The 16,020-nt window shown below is 62.3% G+C and carries 14 protein-coding genes and 1 pseudogene; 9 read left to right on the forward strand and 6 right to left on the reverse strand.

Annotation, left to right across the window (positions count from 1 at the left end; translation table 11 throughout):
• Positions 1–54: 54 nt before the first annotated feature.
• Positions 55–612, reverse strand: coding sequence for a flavin reductase family protein (locus G6N83_RS04345; RefSeq protein WP_165139669.1), 558 nt, complete (start codon positions 610–612; stop codon positions 55–57).
• A 271-nt stretch (positions 613–883) separates the two neighbouring features.
• Between G6N83_RS04345 and G6N83_RS04350 the strand changes: the two genes are divergently transcribed.
• Positions 884–1,624, forward strand: a complete 741-nt coding sequence (locus G6N83_RS04350; protein WP_165139672.1) for a ZIP family metal transporter — start codon at positions 884–886, stop codon at positions 1,622–1,624.
• A gap of 30 nt (positions 1,625–1,654) precedes the next feature.
• Positions 1,655–2,265 (forward strand): annotated as a pseudogene (locus tag G6N83_RS04355) (shikimate 5-dehydrogenase).
• Here the strand turns inward: G6N83_RS04355 and G6N83_RS04360 are convergent.
• Entirely contained in the window at positions 2,255–2,617 is a 363-nt protein-coding gene (locus G6N83_RS04360) for a response regulator transcription factor (RefSeq protein ID WP_165139674.1), read from the reverse strand. The pseudogene G6N83_RS04355 and the gene G6N83_RS04360 sit on opposite strands and share 11 nt — an antisense overlap.
• Before the next feature lie 72 nt (positions 2,618–2,689).
• Between G6N83_RS04360 and G6N83_RS04365 the strand changes: the two genes are divergently transcribed.
• Both G6N83_RS04365 and G6N83_RS04370 read left to right on the forward strand, forming a co-directional pair.
• Positions 2,690–4,675 carry a sensor histidine kinase gene (locus G6N83_RS04365; RefSeq protein ID WP_165139677.1) on the forward strand — a complete coding sequence of 662 codons (1,986 nt, stop codon included), beginning with the start codon at positions 2,690–2,692 and terminating at the stop codon, positions 4,673–4,675.
• 9 nt (positions 4,676–4,684) lie between these two features.
• Entirely contained in the window at positions 4,685–6,346 is a 1,662-nt protein-coding gene (locus G6N83_RS04370; RefSeq protein WP_165139680.1) for a sensor histidine kinase, read from the forward strand.
• Here G6N83_RS04370 and G6N83_RS04375 read toward each other — a convergent pair.
• A complete protein-coding gene (locus tag G6N83_RS04375; RefSeq protein WP_165139683.1) occupies positions 6,343–7,353 on the reverse strand; it encodes an adenosine deaminase in 1,011 nt (336 codons plus the stop codon). The two genes, G6N83_RS04370 and G6N83_RS04375, sit on opposite strands and share 4 nt — an antisense overlap.
• 249 nt (positions 7,354–7,602) lie before the next feature.
• Between G6N83_RS04375 and G6N83_RS04380 the strand changes: the two genes are divergently transcribed.
• Both G6N83_RS04380 and G6N83_RS04385 read left to right on the forward strand, forming a co-directional pair.
• Positions 7,603–8,346 (forward strand): cohesin domain-containing protein, encoded by a 744-nt coding sequence (locus tag G6N83_RS04380; protein ID WP_165139687.1) that lies wholly within the window; start codon positions 7,603–7,605, stop codon positions 8,344–8,346.
• A 56-nt stretch (positions 8,347–8,402) separates the two neighbouring features.
• Entirely contained in the window at positions 8,403–10,220 is a 1,818-nt protein-coding gene (locus tag G6N83_RS04385) for an amidase family protein (RefSeq protein ID WP_241246281.1), read from the forward strand.
• 73 nt (positions 10,221–10,293) lie between these two features.
• Here the strand turns inward: G6N83_RS04385 and G6N83_RS04390 are convergent, their stop codons facing one another.
• Together G6N83_RS04390 and G6N83_RS04395 are read right to left on the reverse strand one after the other, a co-directional pair.
• Positions 10,294–11,145, reverse strand: coding sequence for a universal stress protein (locus G6N83_RS04390; protein WP_165139690.1), 852 nt, complete (start codon positions 11,143–11,145; stop codon positions 10,294–10,296).
• 241 nt (positions 11,146–11,386) lie between these two features.
• On the reverse strand, positions 11,387–11,815 hold the full coding sequence (locus tag G6N83_RS04395; RefSeq protein ID WP_165139693.1) for a VanZ family protein: 429 nt from the start codon (positions 11,813–11,815) through the stop codon (positions 11,387–11,389).
• A 103-nt stretch (positions 11,816–11,918) separates the two neighbouring features.
• Here G6N83_RS04395 and G6N83_RS04400 point away from each other — a divergent pair, with 103 nt between their 5' ends.
• The 3 genes from G6N83_RS04400 to G6N83_RS04410 all read left to right on the forward strand — a co-directional run bounded on the left by G6N83_RS04400 (position 11,919) and on the right by G6N83_RS04410 (position 14,558).
• Positions 11,919–12,959, forward strand: a complete 1,041-nt coding sequence (locus G6N83_RS04400; protein WP_241246282.1) for a glycoside hydrolase family 6 protein — start codon at positions 11,919–11,921, stop codon at positions 12,957–12,959.
• Positions 12,960–13,034: 75 nt separating this feature from the next.
• The gene (locus G6N83_RS04405) at positions 13,035–14,033 is read left to right on the forward strand and encodes a response regulator transcription factor (protein WP_183408415.1); all 999 of its coding nucleotides are present in this window, start codon (positions 13,035–13,037) and stop codon (positions 14,031–14,033) included.
• 57 nt (positions 14,034–14,090) lie between these two features.
• On the forward strand, positions 14,091–14,558 hold the full coding sequence (locus G6N83_RS04410; protein WP_165139696.1) for a GNAT family N-acetyltransferase: 468 nt from the start codon (positions 14,091–14,093) through the stop codon (positions 14,556–14,558).
• Positions 14,559–14,565: 7 nt separating this feature from the next.
• On the opposite strand, the gene G6N83_RS04415 is transcribed toward G6N83_RS04410, so the two are convergent.
• Positions 14,566–15,972: a glycosyltransferase family 2 protein gene (locus tag G6N83_RS04415; RefSeq protein WP_241246316.1), complete on the reverse strand. Its 1,407-nt coding sequence runs from the start codon at positions 15,970–15,972 to the stop codon at positions 14,566–14,568.
• Positions 15,973–16,020: the final 48 nt, after the last annotated feature.

A 16,020-nucleotide genomic window follows, 5' to 3' on the forward strand; every position in this document is an offset into this window, starting at 1 on the left:
CATATTGTCTCTTGTCGACGGAAGGACGTTTATTGACCCATCGATCAAAAAAAGTTAGACAGCTGCGAGTGTTGCCAAGTGATGGAACCGCTGCTGCTGATAGACGAGCGGATGCGTTTCGTGATCAACGCTCATTGCGTGCACCTGCATGACGACGATCTGATGGTCGCCGGCGGGAGTCGTTGAGACGACCTCGCATTCGAGCCACATCGTCGAACCGCCGATGAAGAGAGCGCCAGCATCCGTCGCTGTCACATCGAGCCCCGCGAAGCGGTCACCCCGACGAGATGCCAATTGCATGCACGCATCGGCATGTGTGCCGCCGAGCACGCTCACGCCAATCCGATCGGCCGTCGCGAGCACTGGCCAGGTTGCCGAAGAGTTCTGCACCGAAAACATGACCATGGCTGGGCTATAAGACACCCCTACCGAGAAAGAGGTGGCGACCATCCCGACCTTTTGGCCATTGATCGTCGCGCACAGTGCGGCAACTCCCGACGGAAATCGGCCGAATGCTCCTCGCACGTGTGCGGGCTCGTCGCTCACCGGGGTGAGCGAACGCAGCGGCGGCGTCTGAACTTCCGGCGGAAAAACTGTTGTTGTGGCGCTCATTGTGGGCGTGCCCCTTCCGTGGTTCGCCGTCAGAAGACGGCACTGGAACCCAGCGGTCGAGACAAAAGCACACTGCAGAAATACGAGACTTCACAAGAGGCGCCTACGCCGCGATGGTCGCCGGGCTGAGGATGCCCCCGAGGTTTTGTGTCTCGGATGGGGATGCAGCGGCTCACGCTGCCCCTCCAGTATGCCCCTCGTCTCGTTTCTCGACAGTGTCGCCGATGTAACCAGCCCGTTACGCGCCCCATACCTCGATATCGTGGGCAGCATGGCACCCGTCTTTCTCGCCGCAATTGCCGGGCTCGCATCTGGACTGACTCTCGTCATCGGAGCCGCAGTCGCCTGGTTCGTCAACGTACCGCGTTGGCTCGTTGCAACGATCATGGCGTTCGGGGCGGGCGTTCTCATCTCGGCCCTGGCATTCGACCTCGTCGAAGAAGCCACGCAGACGGGCTCCTTCACCTCGGCCATGACCGGGTTCTTCACGGGCGCGATCGTTTATGTCGGGCTCGATCTTCTCCTAGAGAAGATCGGTTCTCGAAAAAAACGCGCGCGCAGCAAAACAGCTTCCTCGGGTACCGGGCTTGGCATCGCGCTGGGCTCGCTTCTCGACGGCGTACCCGAGACCGCAGTGCAGGGCCTTGGCCTCGCTGCTACCGGATCTCTGTCGCTCGCTGTCGTTGCCGCTGTCATCATCTCCAACTTTCCCGAGGGACTCTCGAGCACCTCGGATATGAAGCAAAACGGGCGAAGCGCGAAGTACGTCTTCGGTATTTGGGGATCGATCGCGGTGATCTGCATGCTTTCAGCAGTCGGCGGCTTCGCCCTGCTCGGCGGCGCCTCGGAAAGCACCACGAGCTTTGTCACTGCCATCGCCGCTGGGGCAATTCTCGCGATGATCGCCGACACGATGCTCCCGGAAGCTTTCGCCGAGACCAAAGCTTTCACCGGTCTCATCGCCGTATGCGGCTTCTTCACTGGCTACGCGCTTCACGTCGTCGGAGGCTAGTTTTCACGATAGGCGCGCGAGAATAGCACCATGCCGATTCTCAACGAAGACATGTCGTTGTGCATCTCCCTGTCGGGGCGACCTTCCAACATCGGCACCCGCTTTCACAACTACCTGTACGAGGCACTCGGCCTCAACTTCGTTTACAAAGCCTTCACAACCCACGACATCGCAGCGGCTATCGCGGGCGTGCGAGGCCTTGGGAATCGCGGATGCTCCGTCTCGATGCCATTCAAAGAAGCCGTGATCGAGCTCGTCGATGAGATCGAACAGTCCGCCGCCGCGATCGAGTCGGTAAACACGATCGTGAATGACAACGGAGTTCTGACGGCGTCCAACACCGACTACGAGGCGGTAGCGAGCCTCCTGGCGGCCCACTCGGTCGACCCGTCCTTGCCCGTACTCGTGCGCGGCTCCGGTGGGATGGCAAAAGCTGTCGTCGCAGCTTTCCGCGGTGCCGGTTTCGATGACGTCACCGTCATCGCACGGAACATAGAAAAAGGCAGCGCGGTCTGCCCATCATCACGGGCGCCGACGTGATCGCCCTCCAGGCCGCGCGCCAGTTCGAGCGCTACACGGGCGTATCGCTCACGGCCGAGCAGGTGGCCGAGGCATCCGCGTTCTCACGCGCTACGCGATAAGAGATTCGACGCGGCCGACAAGCGCTCGCGGTGAAAACGGCTTCGTCACGTAATCGTCGGCACCGGCAGCGAACGCCTGTTCCCGGTCTGTCGCTGCGGCGCGGGCGCTCAGCATCAGAATCTTCGTGCGAACGAACTCATCGTGAGCCCGAAGTTCACGGCACACGTCGATCCCGTTCTTGTTCGGCATCATCCAATCGAGCACGATCAGATCGGGAGTGTGTGCGTACGCCGCGGCGATTCCCAGCACTCCATCGGCAGCCGTCACCACTCCGTGGCCGGATTTCTCCAGCCGTAACCGCAGCAAATGAGCAACATCGACGTCGTCTTCAACGACAAGGATCGCCGCCATCTTGCTCCCTAAAAGCTGAATTACTGCACCGCGTACGCTTCATCTTTGCGCAAAAGCGCTTAAGTTCACATTATGAACTCTGCTGGCGCCCGCCTTGCGCAGACGAGCCGTACCCAGTTTCGAGCATCGGTAGTTTGGGTGCTGTCCGCTGTGATCATCTTCCTACTTGCTATGTTCGGTGCCGTCTTCCGCTTTGATGACACGGATGTCGCCGCGTGGTGGCCAGCGGCAGGCGCTTCAGCCTGGTTTGTGCTGGCAACTGCACGGCGCCAGCTGGTGGGCGCCGCCATCGTTGTCGCAATCGCCATGACAGCCGGCACATTCGTGGGCGTTGGCCGAGCAGATCTTTCGCTGGCGGTTGGCCTCACCGATGCAATCGAGGTGGTGCTATTCGTCCTACTCCTCGAGGGGCGACAGCGGACCTTCGTCCTGCAAACGGTGTCGGACGCGACCCGCCTCATTCTCGCCGCGATCACGGCGAGCGCTGTGACGGGGGTAGCTCTCGCCATCCTCATCTCCACTCGCAGTGGAGATGAGTTTCTTCCCCTCGCTGTGCACACGGCCGCCTTTCACGCGAGCGCAATCGTGCTCATAGCTCCCTTTGCGGTTCTTCCTCCGCGACTCAAAGAGACGCCGCGAACGGCGGAGATCGCGCTGCAGACCGTGCTTCTTGCGGTCGCGATCATCACGATCTTCGGCACTTCGGGCGAGGTGCCACTCGCCTTCATTCCGCTGACGCTGCTCGGGTGGGCTGCTTTCCGTTTTCCCGTGAACATTGCGCTCGCCCAATCAATCGCCACCGGCGCTGCAGTGCTCATTTTCACACTGGCTGGCTTGGGACCCTATGCCGCAACTCCGCTGACTCTCGACACGCAGGTCACGATCGTCTCGATTTTTCTCCTGGCTCTCGCGATGGCGACGGCGCTCCTCGTCACGGCGCGAAACGAAGTGAATCTTTCGTCTCGTGCCGCTGCGGAGTCGGCACAGATCCTCTCGAGCGGGTTCGTTGATTCACAGGTCGGTCTCATTCTGGTGGACGATGACGACACCTCCTGGAGGATTCGGTGGGCCAACCGCACAGCTCGTGAATTCATCGCCGCGGAAGTGTCGTTGGAGGGCCAGTGGCAGGGGCAGCTCGCGACAGAAGCGCGAGCTGCCCTCAAACTCGATGGGGCTGTCTCGCACTGCGTCATCGATTCGGGTTCGACGGTGAATGTTGTCGCAAACCACGTCGAAAGCGACGAAAAACGCATCGCCGTGCAAATCGTCGACGTGACGTCTTCGGTGCTCGTTGGAGAGAAGCGACTCGAGGCGGAAGGCGAGCACGCCCGAGCTCTGGCGACGCGCCTCGAACTCGAGCGGCAGCGTGACGATTTCATCGCGACAACAAGCCACGAGCTACGCACACCCATTATGAGTATTGCGGGTTACACCGAACTGCTGAAGGAGTCGCCAGCTCTGCAAGCGCCAGAAAGCGACTGGCTGGAAGCCATCTCTCGCAATGCCGATCGACTGACGGCTCTCGTCGAGAGCCTGTTGACGCTGGGCCGCGCGTCGGCCGCTCCCGATTTACATTCACCTGCCGAGGTGCTGAGAGCGCGCGAAATCGTCGAGGATGTCGTTTCGATGCACTGCCCGCTCGCGAACATTAAAAACGTCACCCTCAGCGTCGAAACATTCGACGCTGACGAAGAGTCCACTGTCTACGCGGTCGCCCACGATGTGAGTCGCGCCGTTGCGAATCTTGTATCCAACGCTGTGAAATTCACCCCCGCCAACGGAACGGTGAGGGTGACGACGTCGACAGCGGACGGCGAGACAACGATCACCATAGTTGACACCGGTCCCGGTATTCCCGAGGATGCCATGGCCCATATTTTCGAGCGTTTCTATCGCGCCCCCGATGCAGAAAGAAGCAGCACGCCGGGCACGGGTCTCGGTCTCTCCATCACAGCAGAACTAGCTCACCGAAACCGCGGGACGGTCACCGTCGAATCTTCCGCCGGGGCCGGCGTCACCGCCGTCCTTCGTTTTCCCTCCGCGGCGGGCGAACGATAACATCGGCGGGTGAGAACTGCGACGGATGTCACCGCCGTCGACTCTGGCGTCAACGCTTTGTATTCCCGCCTTCCTGGACCCGCTCTCTCTGCCACGCAGTTCATCATCGGAACTGGGGGCCTCGCGGTCACGGTGGCGATGTGCACTCTCGGTACCGACCCCGCAACCATCGCGGTGATTATCGCCGTGACCGCCGTGTTTTTTTCCGCGGGCATCGTGTCGATAGCCGCACAGCAAGAGCGGTGCAGTTCCACGTGGGCGATCGCCATCCTCGCCGCCGATGCCGCCGCGATCGTCGTTCTTCGTACTGTCACGGTCACCCAGCTTCCGTCAACGACGGTGTTCATCACGCTGCCCGTTGTGCTGATGGCCGCCAACTACAGTTACAGCGCGATAATGGCAACCGCCACGACCCTCGCTATCTGGGCGATACCGCTCGCTCTGACAGATGCGTGGCCACCCACCCTCACGCAGCTTCTGGACTCGCTTTTGCCCGTGGGAGCAATCGTGCTCGTCGTTCTCGCCACGCGAATGGGAGCAGCAACCCGCGATCGCCAAAGAGCCGACAATCTGCGCCTCACCCGAGAGCGTAACCTCGCCCATCGACTGCAACGCGACGACAGCACAATCCACAGCACGATTCTGAGTGTGATTGATTCGGCTGTTGTCTTCTACGACAGCGGTCAAAGCCTCGTTTTCGCCAACACCAATGCACAGGTATTCGCTGAACGCCAACTCGTCGATCTCAACGATCCGCGATTCCATCCGGATGCTGTCGTGCTCGATGAACGGGGACGCGAACCGCTCGACGAGACCGAGCATGTGCTGCTGGCCGCCTGGGACGGTCAAGAGATGGCACCCCACGTCACATGGGTTGGTCTCGACGAGGAGCAGTCTGCGTATCTCGCATTTTCACGACGCGTTCGCCGGCCGGACGGGTCGCTACTGGGCGTTCTCGTGGTGGCGCACGACGTCAGCGACATCGTGCGCTCTCGTCAAATGCGCGATGACTTCCTCCGTATTGCCTCGCATGAACTGCGTGGTCCTCTGACGCCACTCGTCGGACATCTCGATCTGCTGGCAGAAGAAAGCGAAGAATCGCTGTCGCCGCAGGCCAAGGAACGTCTCGGGATTGTGCAAGAGAGTGTGGAGCGCCTCGTCGACCGCGTCACCGAGCTCCTCCATGCGTCCGATGTTGAGCCGACGCTCACTGTCGCGCCCGCCGACATCGCCGACGTCACGGCAAAAGCTGCTGCGGGGCACGCACCGAAAGCGGCGGGTCGCGGCATCGATATCGCGCTTCACGTGCCCGAACCGGCTGTAGGCGCCGTCGACGAGGTGCAGCTCACACAGGCGATCGGACATGTGATCGACAATGCGATCAAGTTCTCCCCCGAGGACGGCATCATCGAGGTCGAGTGCCGAAGGGTGCCCGGCGGCGTTGAAATATCTGTACACGACCGAGGTCCCGGCATCCGAATGGCGGAACGAGAGCGCGTCTTCGAGCGCTTCTACCGCACTGAGCACGCGCACAAGAACGCGATCCAAGGCTTAGGGCTGGGCCTTTCCGCGGCGCGCGCGATCATCTCGGCCCATGGCGGACGAATCCGGGTGAGCGGGCGAAAGGGCGCCGGAACGACGGTTACTCTCGAAGTGCCGGTGCGCATCTAGCCTTCGTCTGCGAGCCAGCCGTCCACGAGGGCGTGCAGCTGCGCTTTTCGCACGGGCGGGGCGAAAGACACATCGATCGAGGTGCGCGCGAACTGCGCCGCTTCGTCGTCGGTGAGCCCCAACACTTCGCGCACGGCCGCATAGTTGTCGGCGATGTAACCGCCGAAGTACGAAGGATCGTCGGAATTGATCGTCACCTTCACCCCCTGGTCGACCAGGGCGCGAATCGGATGATCCCTGAGATCCGGGGTCACATGGAGGCGCTTGTTCGACAGCGGGCACATCGTGAGCGCAACTCCGTCGCGCGCGAGCCGCTCGATGAGTTCAGGGGAGTCGATTGCGCGCACGCCGTGGTCGACTCTTTCGATTCGCAGGGCATCGAGCGCTTCGACGATGTAGGTGTGGGGCGCTTCTTCACCCGCGTGCGAAACACGATGAAGGCCAGCCTCGAAGGCTCGAGCGAAGACGTCGCGAAAGAGCGCAGGCGGGTAGCCGACCTCTGTTGAGTCAAGCCCGACGCCCACGATATCGGGTGAGTCAAGCTCGATGATTTCTTCCAGAACTGCCATCGCATCGGCCGCGGGGCGGTCTCTCAGAAAGCAGGCGATGAGGCTCCCGCTCATGTCCCATGTCTCCCGCGCTTCGGCGAGCGCGGCCGAAAGCCCGCCCACGATCTCATCGAGCGCAATGCCACGAGCGAGGTGTGCCTGGGGGTCGAAGAAGAGCTCAACGTGGGCGACAGCATCCCGGTGGGCCCGCTCAAGGTAGGCCCATGCGAGGTCATGGAAGTCCCTCGGCGTGCGAAGCGCACCTCCCGCGACGAAGTACACGTCGAGAAAGCTCTGCAGATCGACGAAGTCGTAGGCATCCCGCAGTTCGTCTGGGCTCCGATACGGCAACGAAATACCGTTCCGCTGCGCGATCTCGAATGCGAGGTCTGGCTCGAGAGTGCCCTCCACATGAATGTGAAGTTCGGCCTTGGGGAGTGCAGCGAGAGTTCGAGCCATGATTCCTACCCCATCACGACTCACGTTAAATCTCTGTTTCGGCAGATTTCTATCTCGTTGAACCGCCCAATTCACGAAGAACAAAGCGCTACATTCGCAGCAAGCACACCAGCGATCGATCCCCCCATTTCCAGCCGCACTGACGGTGTGCTCCCTGCCCCCGCGACGGCGAAACAGCACGCGCCGAAGCGGGGTAATCGTGGCGCCCCCGCGGCGTTTCCCCCCACCCCTCCCGAGAGGACTGCACCTATGCCCGAAACACAGCCCAGAGGACGGATGCGGCGCGCTCGCGCACGCGGCGCCGCCCTGCTTCTCGCGCTCAGCGCCGCGATCGGCAGCTCGCTGATCCTGGTTCCCGCGGCACAAGCTGCAACACCCGTGGTCGACACGATCACCGTGACCGCACCGACATCGGTCACCGTCGGCGACACAGTGAGCGGAACAATCGCGGCGGCAACGGTGGACGACCTCTACGCCGCCACGCTGACCCTTACTTACGATCCGGCGGCCCTCGAGTACGTCTCAGCGACGTTCCCCGACGGTGGTTTCTCCTCCGTCAGCGAAGACACCGGATCTGTGACGTTCACCTACACGCGGCTCGGCACATCCCCCGGACTCACCGACACCGACCTGACGCTGGTGTCGTTTGAATTCACCGCCCTGAGTGCAGCCACGACGGATCTCTCACTGAGCTCGGCAACGTTCGTCAGCTCCACGAGCGACAGCGCCACAACGACCGACGTTGCTACAGCGTCCGTCGCTATCGCGGCGGCTCCTTCGGCGACGCCGAGCCCCTCGGCATCTGTTTCCGCGACATCAGCCCCCACAGCCGAGCCGGTGGCGAGCGCCACTCCCGCCGCAGCATCCGACACCGACCCGCTAGCCACAACGGGCGCAAGTGCGACCCCGTGGATCATCCTCGGCGCTGTCGCGGTCGCGCTCATCGCTCTCGGCGTCGTTCTCTTCATTCGTCGCCGGGCGGTGACCGAATGAACGACATGCACCTCACCCCCCGCTCGATCGCTCTTCCTTCGAATAGGAGAATTTCGTTGACATCCCCTTCTCGGCGAGTCCTCGCCGGCCTGGCGGTCGTCGGCACGGTGGCGGCAAGCTTCGTCGCTCTGCCAGCGGTCGCAGCAGAGCCCGAAACGACGGCGCCCATCCTCACGCCCTACTACACCGAACTCGATCTCACCGGCGACGAGCAGGTCACGGTTGACGATTTGAGTGTCGCCGCGAGTGCGCTCGGCACGACCTCGACGGATGCCGGGTGGGACAGCATCGCGGTCATCGACACCGACACCGACGGCGTCATCACGGTTGCCGACATCGCAGCACTCTCGCAGCGCATGATCTACGACGATGGCCCCTTCGAGCTGATCGAAGCATCCGTCATCGACATGCAGGCTGCGATGAACGCGGGCGTGACGACGTCGGTCGAAATCACACAGAGCTATATCGACCGCATCGAAGCCTACGACCGCACGGCGGTTGCCGAAGGCGAGCGTCCGCTCAACTCGATCATCACGGTGAGCGACGTCGCCCTGGCAGCAGCTGCCGACGCCGACGCCGAACGCGCATCAGAGGGCATGACGAGCATGCTGCTCGGCGTGCCGATCGCTGTGAAAGACAACTACGACACCGTCGACATGGTCACCACCGGTGGCTGTGGTTGCTGGAATGAGAACCAGACCGACTCGGATGCCGCCATGGTCGAAGGCCTGCGCGCCGACGGCGCCGTGATCCTCGCCAAAGCGAGCCTCGACGAGTTCGCGTACGGGTTCGTTTCGGAGTTCTCTTCGTTCCAGGATCCCGGTTCGACGCTCAAGGTTGCCAGCCCCTACAACACGGCGCAGTCAGCCGGTGGTTCTTCGGGCGGCACGGGCGCTGCAATCTCGGCGAACCTCGCGGGCATCGGCTTCGGTACCGACACGGGTGGCTCGATTCGCGTACCTTCCAGCTACAACCAGCTCGTCGGCATCCGTCCCACCGTCGGTCTGACGAGCCGCGACGGCATCATTCCGCTCGCGCTCTCTCAAGACACCGGCGGACCGATGGCTCGCAGCGTCCTCGACGCGGCAGTCGCCCTTGACGCTGTTGTCGGAGTCGACGAAGCAGACCCGGCCACGAGTGCACAGGAAGGGCTCGTTCCGGAGTCGTACACCGAGTACCTCGATTCGGACGCTCTCGACGGTGCGCGCATCGGCTACGTCGCGTCGATGGTCGGAAGCAATAAAACCACGGCACGCTTGTTCGCTGAGGCAAAGGCAACCCTCGAAGCGCAGGGAGCCACTGTCGTCGAGATCGCGGCGCCGACCGGCTTCAGCGCGGTGCTTAGCGAAGGCAGCGGTAGCACCAACGAGTTCAAGCACGACCTCGCGTCGTACATCGAGAACCACCTCGCTGAAAACGTCACCGCACGATCGATTACCGACATCCTCGAAACCGGCAACTACGTAATTTCCCGCAAGAGCACGTACCAGACCCGCGAGGCTGTAACTGAAGATAAGTACCAGAGTTGGGCGGGCGCCGAAGGCACCCATACGATCCAGCTCGCCAAGGGTAAAGATCTCGTGACAGCGATGCTCGACGACAATGACCTCGACTCGCTCATCTACCCGAGTGGTACGCCGTATGGCACGCAGAGCACCAACCTGCGTTTGAGCCCGAACACGGGCATGCCGTCAGTCACCGTGCCGATGGGTCAGGCGATCGAGTCGGATGCCACCATCACCGGCGCTGGCGTCAACCTCGAGTTCCTCGGGCGCGACTTCGACGAGGGCACGCTGCTGGGTCTGACGTACTCCTTCGAGCAGGCGACGCACGCCCGCACCACACCTGCGCTCTACCCGGCACTCACGCAGTAGCAGCAGTTCGCCAAAAACACTGTGGGACCCGAGCATCCCGACTCGGGTCCCACAGTGTGTTGTCTCGGTATTTTCAGCGGACGACCGCAGTGGGAGCTTTCAAGTGTAAGAGCACCTCTTCGCTGACCGATCCCAGCAAGAAGCGCGCGATCCCGGAACGCCCGTGCGTACCGATCACCGTCATGAGCGCTGTCTCGGCAGCCGCGTTGATGACCGTCGCGGGGTCCCCCTCTTCGATACGTGTTTCCACGACCAGATCCGGGTGAGCTTCACGCACCTTCTCAACCATGTCTGCCACGAGCGACTCGGTGATTCCCTGCAGGTTCGTCGTGTACATGTCGGGGTACATTCCGAAGTCTCCCGAAACGAACACAGGCATCCACGCCGAGACCGCAATGAGCGGTTCGTTCAGGCGCGATGCTTCGGCAGCCGCGAACGCAAGCGCGGATGCCGCAACATCAGAGCCGTCGACGCCGACCACCACACCGCGGCGAGCAACCGGGCGGTCTTCACCATCCACCGCACCCGGAACGACCACGACGGGGCAGTGCGCACCCGCGGCGATCCGCGCGCCGTGGTGTCCTGCACGACCTCGTGCACCGGGTTCGATGCCGATCACCAGCAGTCCGGCATCGGCGGAGCCCTCGATGAGCTCCTCGGTGGGGTTACCGCTCCCCACGTGCGTCGAAATGGATAGACCGGGAATCAGGGCTGAGATTCGGGTGATCTCAGCGTCCAGCAGCACCGCTGCAGCATCCATCGCGCGCGCCAAGATGTCGTCTTCTCCCACTGCCCCGACGGCGCCGCCCACGATGCATGACAGCAAGAGATCAGCTCCATCGGCAGCGGCGCGGTGCGCGGCCCAATCGAGGGCGCGTTGAGATGCCGGTGACTCAGTCACACCGACGATGATTGTCTCGCTCATGTGCGGGTTCCTTTTCTCGCGGGGCGCGTTGTCGAGATCAGCGTACGGCGTTGCGGACGCTTAGCGACAACCCCTATTCTTTACCCTGCATGCCGTTGCCGAGGGATCGTTGCCCGACGATCCCACGTTGGGCGAGAGGTTGACCCTGCACCCCCTTGCGCAACCCACGATCCGCGCGGCGTGTTCGCGACCCTCTCAAGCTCACCCCCCCTTCATCAGCTTGAGGGGGTCGCCCTCACTTTCAGGCATCGTTCGGTGGTCGGCCCACCGATGCCCGCTCGACGAAAGCGATCAGGAGCATCCCGAGGCACGCCCCCGCCGTGTTCGCCACGATGTCCACAATGCTCGCCGTGCGCTGGTCGAGCAGCACGGCTTGCACGCTTTCGATCGCCACCGTCGCGAGGATGCAGATCGGCATGATGAGGTAGCGAGAATGGCGCAAGATCAGCATCAGGAGGATGCCGAAGGGCACAAACAGCAGCACGTTGGCGCCCTCTTCGATCCGGCTGTACGTCGCCCACGGCACGTGGCGCTGCACCAAGCTCAGCAGCGGACCGGCGGCAGAGTCGACGGGAACCGGCCAGACAGCAATCGCGGTGAGCGCTACGAGATAAAACGCCAGCAAGACGGATGCCGTTTTCCCGTGCCGTGGGGTCGGGTTCTCACTCATCGGACTCCCGGTCTCGCCCGCCGTGCTGAGCCAGCACGAGCGTGGGGAGCTATCCTAGCCTCATCCCCTTCCCCGCCTAGAGCCTTCCGGATCGAGTCTCACAGTGACCACTGCTCCCGCGGCTCCGCGCCGCCGACGACGCCGCAGCCTGCCGCGATGGGCGTGGATAACCATCGTCGCCGCAGTGCTTGTCGCACTTCTTGCCATCATCGCCGCGATCGGATGGACCGTGACCACAGGACTCAGCCTCTTGAGCGCCGAACCCCCCAGTGTCGGAACAACCATCGTTGCTCCCGAGGAATCAAAAGCTGCCATCGCCGCCGCATCCGAATCCGAGGGCGCCGCTGAGCAGGCAGCGGCCGAATACCTCGCCGCGGCACCCACCGCGTACTGGCTGACACCGGAGCTTGACCCGATCGGCGAAGTGGGCACGCGCGTCCTTAATCTCGTAAACGAGGCACGCGAGCAGGACGCCGCACTCGCTGTCGTCGTGTACGGACTCCCAGAACGCGACTGCGGTCAGTACTCCGCAGGCGGACTCGACGACGCGGACTACGACACGTGGACCTCTGAGATCGGTGCTGCACTCTCGAGCGCCAGCGCAGCAGACCTCCAGAAGATCATCATTCTCGAACCCGACAGCTTGGCACTTGCTCCCCAGTGCGACAACGTCGATGCCCGTATGACCCAGCTCCACGATGCCGTCGAGCGACTTGCTGGCACGAACGTGTGGATCTACCTCGACGGGGGCCACTCCAATTGGCTCGCAGCATCTGAGATGGCAAGTCTTATCCAGCAGGTCGGTGTCTCCGACACCATCAGAGGTTTCGCCACCAATGTCTCGAACTATCAGCCGACCTATGCTGAGTTCGAATATGCACACCAGGTTTCCGATGCGCTCGGCGGCAGTCACGCTATCGTCGACACATCGCGAAACGGCGCCGAGCAGGCAGAGTCCGAGTGGTGCAACCCCGCGGGACAACTGGTGGGAGCCGCCGGCGGCACCTACGGCGACGACGTTGTCGACACGAATCTATGGATAAAGCCTCCGGGCGAGAGCGACGGCGAGTGCAATGGTGGGCCCGTTGCCGGGGCGTGGTGGTCCGAGAGCGCCGTACAGCTCACATCCGATCTGCTGCAATAACGCCCGTTGCAGCACGCGGCACCGGTGACGGTGTGGAACAATGACGAAGATCAATCGACCCTAGGTGAGGCCCAGATGACCGACGAAGCAGCGGTGCAAAAGACGGCGGTGATCGTCGAAGACGACCCCGATGTGCGCCACCTGCTTGTCGAGGTGCTGGAGGCGGCGGGTTTCTCCACGGTCTCAGTGGGCAACGGAATCGACGGTGTTCGCGCCGTCCTCGCTTATCAGCCGTTCTTGACCACTCTCGACGTCAATATGCCCGGGATCGATGGCTTCGAAGCCGCTCGGCGCATTCGAGCGAAGAGCGACACGTTCATCATCATGCTCACCGGACTCACCGACGAAGCCGACGTTGTTCTCGGTCTCGGGGCCGGTGCCGACGAGTACATCATCAAGCCTTTCCGCCCGCGCGAGTTCCGCGCGCGGGTTGAAGCTCTCATGCGACGGCCGCGCCCAACCCAGACCTCCCAGGCGCCGCGCCAAGATAGCGTGGGCCCGTCATTCCCCGGTGCTCGCCCGCAGGCGCCCGCTCAAGCGCCAGCCGAAGTTTCCCCTCAGCTCACCGAGTTCGATTCTGGGCAGTATGAGCAGCCGGTATACGAAATTCCGACGGCTCAGCCGTTTCATCAGACGGTCGCGGTGTCGCAGCAGGTGTCGGGCTCCGCGGTTGTACAGCAGTCGCAGCCGGTGAATAGCAGGACCGACGTCGAGCTCGCGCACGCGCATCGCGGCTCCTGGATGTCTCATCGCGACTTGAAAGTTAACCCCGAGACGCGCATCGCTGTTGTCGGTAACGACGAAGTCGAACTCACCCGCACTGAGTTCGACCTGCTCGCAACGCTCATGGAGTCGAAGCGTCGTGTCCGTAGCAAGGCCGACCTCACTCTCGTCCTGCGCGGAGAATCCTACGTCACGTCATATTTTGTCGGCGAAGCAGACAAACGCGCTGTCGAGGCGCATATGACGAACCTCCGCCGCAAACTCGGCGACAGCCCGACTAATCCGCGCTACATCGAAACCGTGCGGGGTGTGGGCTACCGCCTGACCGCTGAAGTCATGTCCGGTGTTTAGAGAGAGCACGTCCCTAAACGGCAAAGTGGGCGGCGACAGCGCTGCCAGACTGGTCGCATGGAGATCACCCTCGTCCCGATCAGCGCACAACAATTTCCGTCATGGCGGAAGCAGTGCTACGCGGAATACGCCGCAGACCTGATCGCGGCTGGCGAGGCACCGCCTGTTGCAGATCAGCACGCCGCCGATTCTCTTGAGCGAGCGTTCCCGATAGGTGCCCCCACGGCAGATAACGCTGTCTTCAACCTCGTCCATGACACGCATGACAGGGTCGGTTACCTCTGGATAGGTCGCGACACTTCGGGCGATCCCACAGCATGGTGGGTTTGGGACATCCTCGTCGAGCCCGAATATCGCGGAAAAGGCTACGGGCGGGCGGCGATCCGGCTCGCTGAAGGGCATGCCCGCGGGGAAGGCGCCCGCTCGCTCGGACTGAGCGTATTCGGCCACAACGGGGCCGCTCGAGCGCTGTACGAGTCCCTCGGGTTTGAAACCACGACCGTGAAGATGCGAAAGCAGCTCTGAACGAGCCTCAGACCTTGTAGCCGTGGTGGCGACGCAAAAGCTTCGCAAACATACCCACGGTCTGAAGAACTGTCACGACACCCACGATTGGCCAGCCGACCCACAGAATTGTCGACTGAGCCACCGGACCGATCAAGGTCCACACGACGGCCATCGCGACCAGTACCGCAGCAAGCAACAGGAGCGGTGCCCAGTGCCCGAGCGAACCACCGCCGCTTTCGGCCTTGGCTTGAGCCGCCCAGTTGTCGACCTTCTTCTTCGAGAGGAAGCGCGACCAGGAGCGAAGGAAGTGGCCAAGCCGTACCCACATGAAAAGCTCGGCCGGAAAAAGCAGAACGGCAAACATCACATCGCGGTTATCGCAGTGCGTCATCGTGCGAGCGATCCGAAGGTTGAGCGCCATGGCGACGAGCGGTGGGATGAGCCACCAGGCCGAGAAAATAAACGCATCGATCGAAAGTGATCCGGCAAGCAAGACGACGAACGCTACACGGACGAACAGGTTGGTGAGCATGCCGAAGTTCTCGAACCACCGCAGGCGCAGGTTGGGGTGAAAAGGCTGACCTTTTGTGTCGCCGCGCTGTCCGGGCCACATCAACTCGATCGCACCGTAGGTCCACTTGACCTGCTGAGCGTCGTATCCCTTCAGCGTGGTCATACCGCCGACGTTCGCGCGGGCGTAAGGGCTGATTTTCGTGAGATATCCGGCGCTCTTGATCTGAAGCGAGAGCAGCGAGTCTTCGACCTCGCTGTCCTTCACCCAGGGCGTCGTCTGATGATTCTGCTTCATTGCATCGCGCAGAGCGTTCGTCGAAAAGATCGAGAACTGCCCGCCGAGCACAGCCATGTTGCGACCGCGCAGGAGGTTCTGCAGATTGAAGGCGGCGAACTGAGTACGCTGACCGGCAATCAAGAACTTCGCGATTCCGCCCTTGATGGGTCGGTCATCGATCGTGAAGATGGCGGAAATACCGCCGATACGGGAATCGCCAACAGCTTCAGTCTCGAGATATTCGACAGCACGTGAGTCTGCAATCGTGTCGCCATCGACGCCGAGAAGGTAGTCGCAGCCCTCAACGAGCGAGTACCCGTAGTTCAGCGCGCCGACCTTCTTGTCGGGGTTCTTACCGATGTCGTGGACGAAGACCTCGGTGAACTGCTCGCCGTCTTCACCTTGAAGCTCATGGGGACCGGCGAATTCGGACGCGATCTTGACGGTGTTGTCCGACGTGTTATTGACGACCACGTGGATGACGTCGGGTACGCGCGTCTGCTTCAACAGCGCCTCGATCACATCCGCAATCGATTCTTCTTCGTTGTATGCCGGGATGACACAGCCGATGGTCGAGCGGTGCCCTGTGGAGTTTTCGAGCACGGCGGCGAAGTCTTCGGGGAACTCACCCCCGAAAGACATAGCGACCTGCTGAGCGTGCAGCGGAGCCTCATATGCCCTTGTGGGGGC

The sequence above is a fragment of the Microbacterium endophyticum genome (assembly GCF_011047135.1).
Lineage (GTDB): Bacteria > Actinomycetota > Actinomycetes > Actinomycetales > Microbacteriaceae > Microbacterium > Microbacterium endophyticum.

What these genes read in the sequence shown, in the direction of transcription:
- G6N83_RS04345 (WP_165139669.1), bottom strand. Translation starts at nt 612, where the DNA reads ATGAGCGCCACAACAACAGTTTTTCCGCCGGAAGTTCAGACGCCGCCG.
- G6N83_RS04350 (WP_165139672.1), top strand. Translation starts at nt 884, where the DNA reads ATGGCACCCGTCTTTCTCGCCGCAATTGCCGGGCTCGCATCTGGACTG.
- G6N83_RS04360 (WP_165139674.1), bottom strand. Translation starts at nt 2,617, where the DNA reads ATGGCGGCGATCCTTGTCGTTGAAGACGACGTCGATGTTGCTCATTTG.
- G6N83_RS04365 (WP_165139677.1), top strand. Translation starts at nt 2,690, where the DNA reads ATGAACTCTGCTGGCGCCCGCCTTGCGCAGACGAGCCGTACCCAGTTT.
- G6N83_RS04375 (WP_165139683.1), bottom strand. Translation starts at nt 7,353, where the DNA reads ATGGCTCGAACTCTCGCTGCACTCCCCAAGGCCGAACTTCACATTCAT.
- G6N83_RS04380 (WP_165139687.1), top strand. Translation starts at nt 7,603, where the DNA reads ATGCCCGAAACACAGCCCAGAGGACGGATGCGGCGCGCTCGCGCACGC.
- G6N83_RS04390 (WP_165139690.1), bottom strand. Translation starts at nt 11,145, where the DNA reads ATGAGCGAGACAATCATCGTCGGTGTGACTGAGTCACCGGCATCTCAA.
- G6N83_RS04395 (WP_165139693.1), bottom strand. Translation starts at nt 11,815, where the DNA reads ATGAGTGAGAACCCGACCCCACGGCACGGGAAAACGGCATCCGTCTTG.
- G6N83_RS04405 (WP_183408415.1), top strand. Translation starts at nt 13,035, where the DNA reads ATGACCGACGAAGCAGCGGTGCAAAAGACGGCGGTGATCGTCGAAGAC.
- G6N83_RS04410 (WP_165139696.1), top strand. Translation starts at nt 14,091, where the DNA reads ATGGAGATCACCCTCGTCCCGATCAGCGCACAACAATTTCCGTCATGG.
- G6N83_RS04415 (WP_241246316.1), bottom strand. Translation starts at nt 15,972, where the DNA reads ATGTCTTTCGGGGGTGAGTTCCCCGAAGACTTCGCCGCCGTGCTCGAA.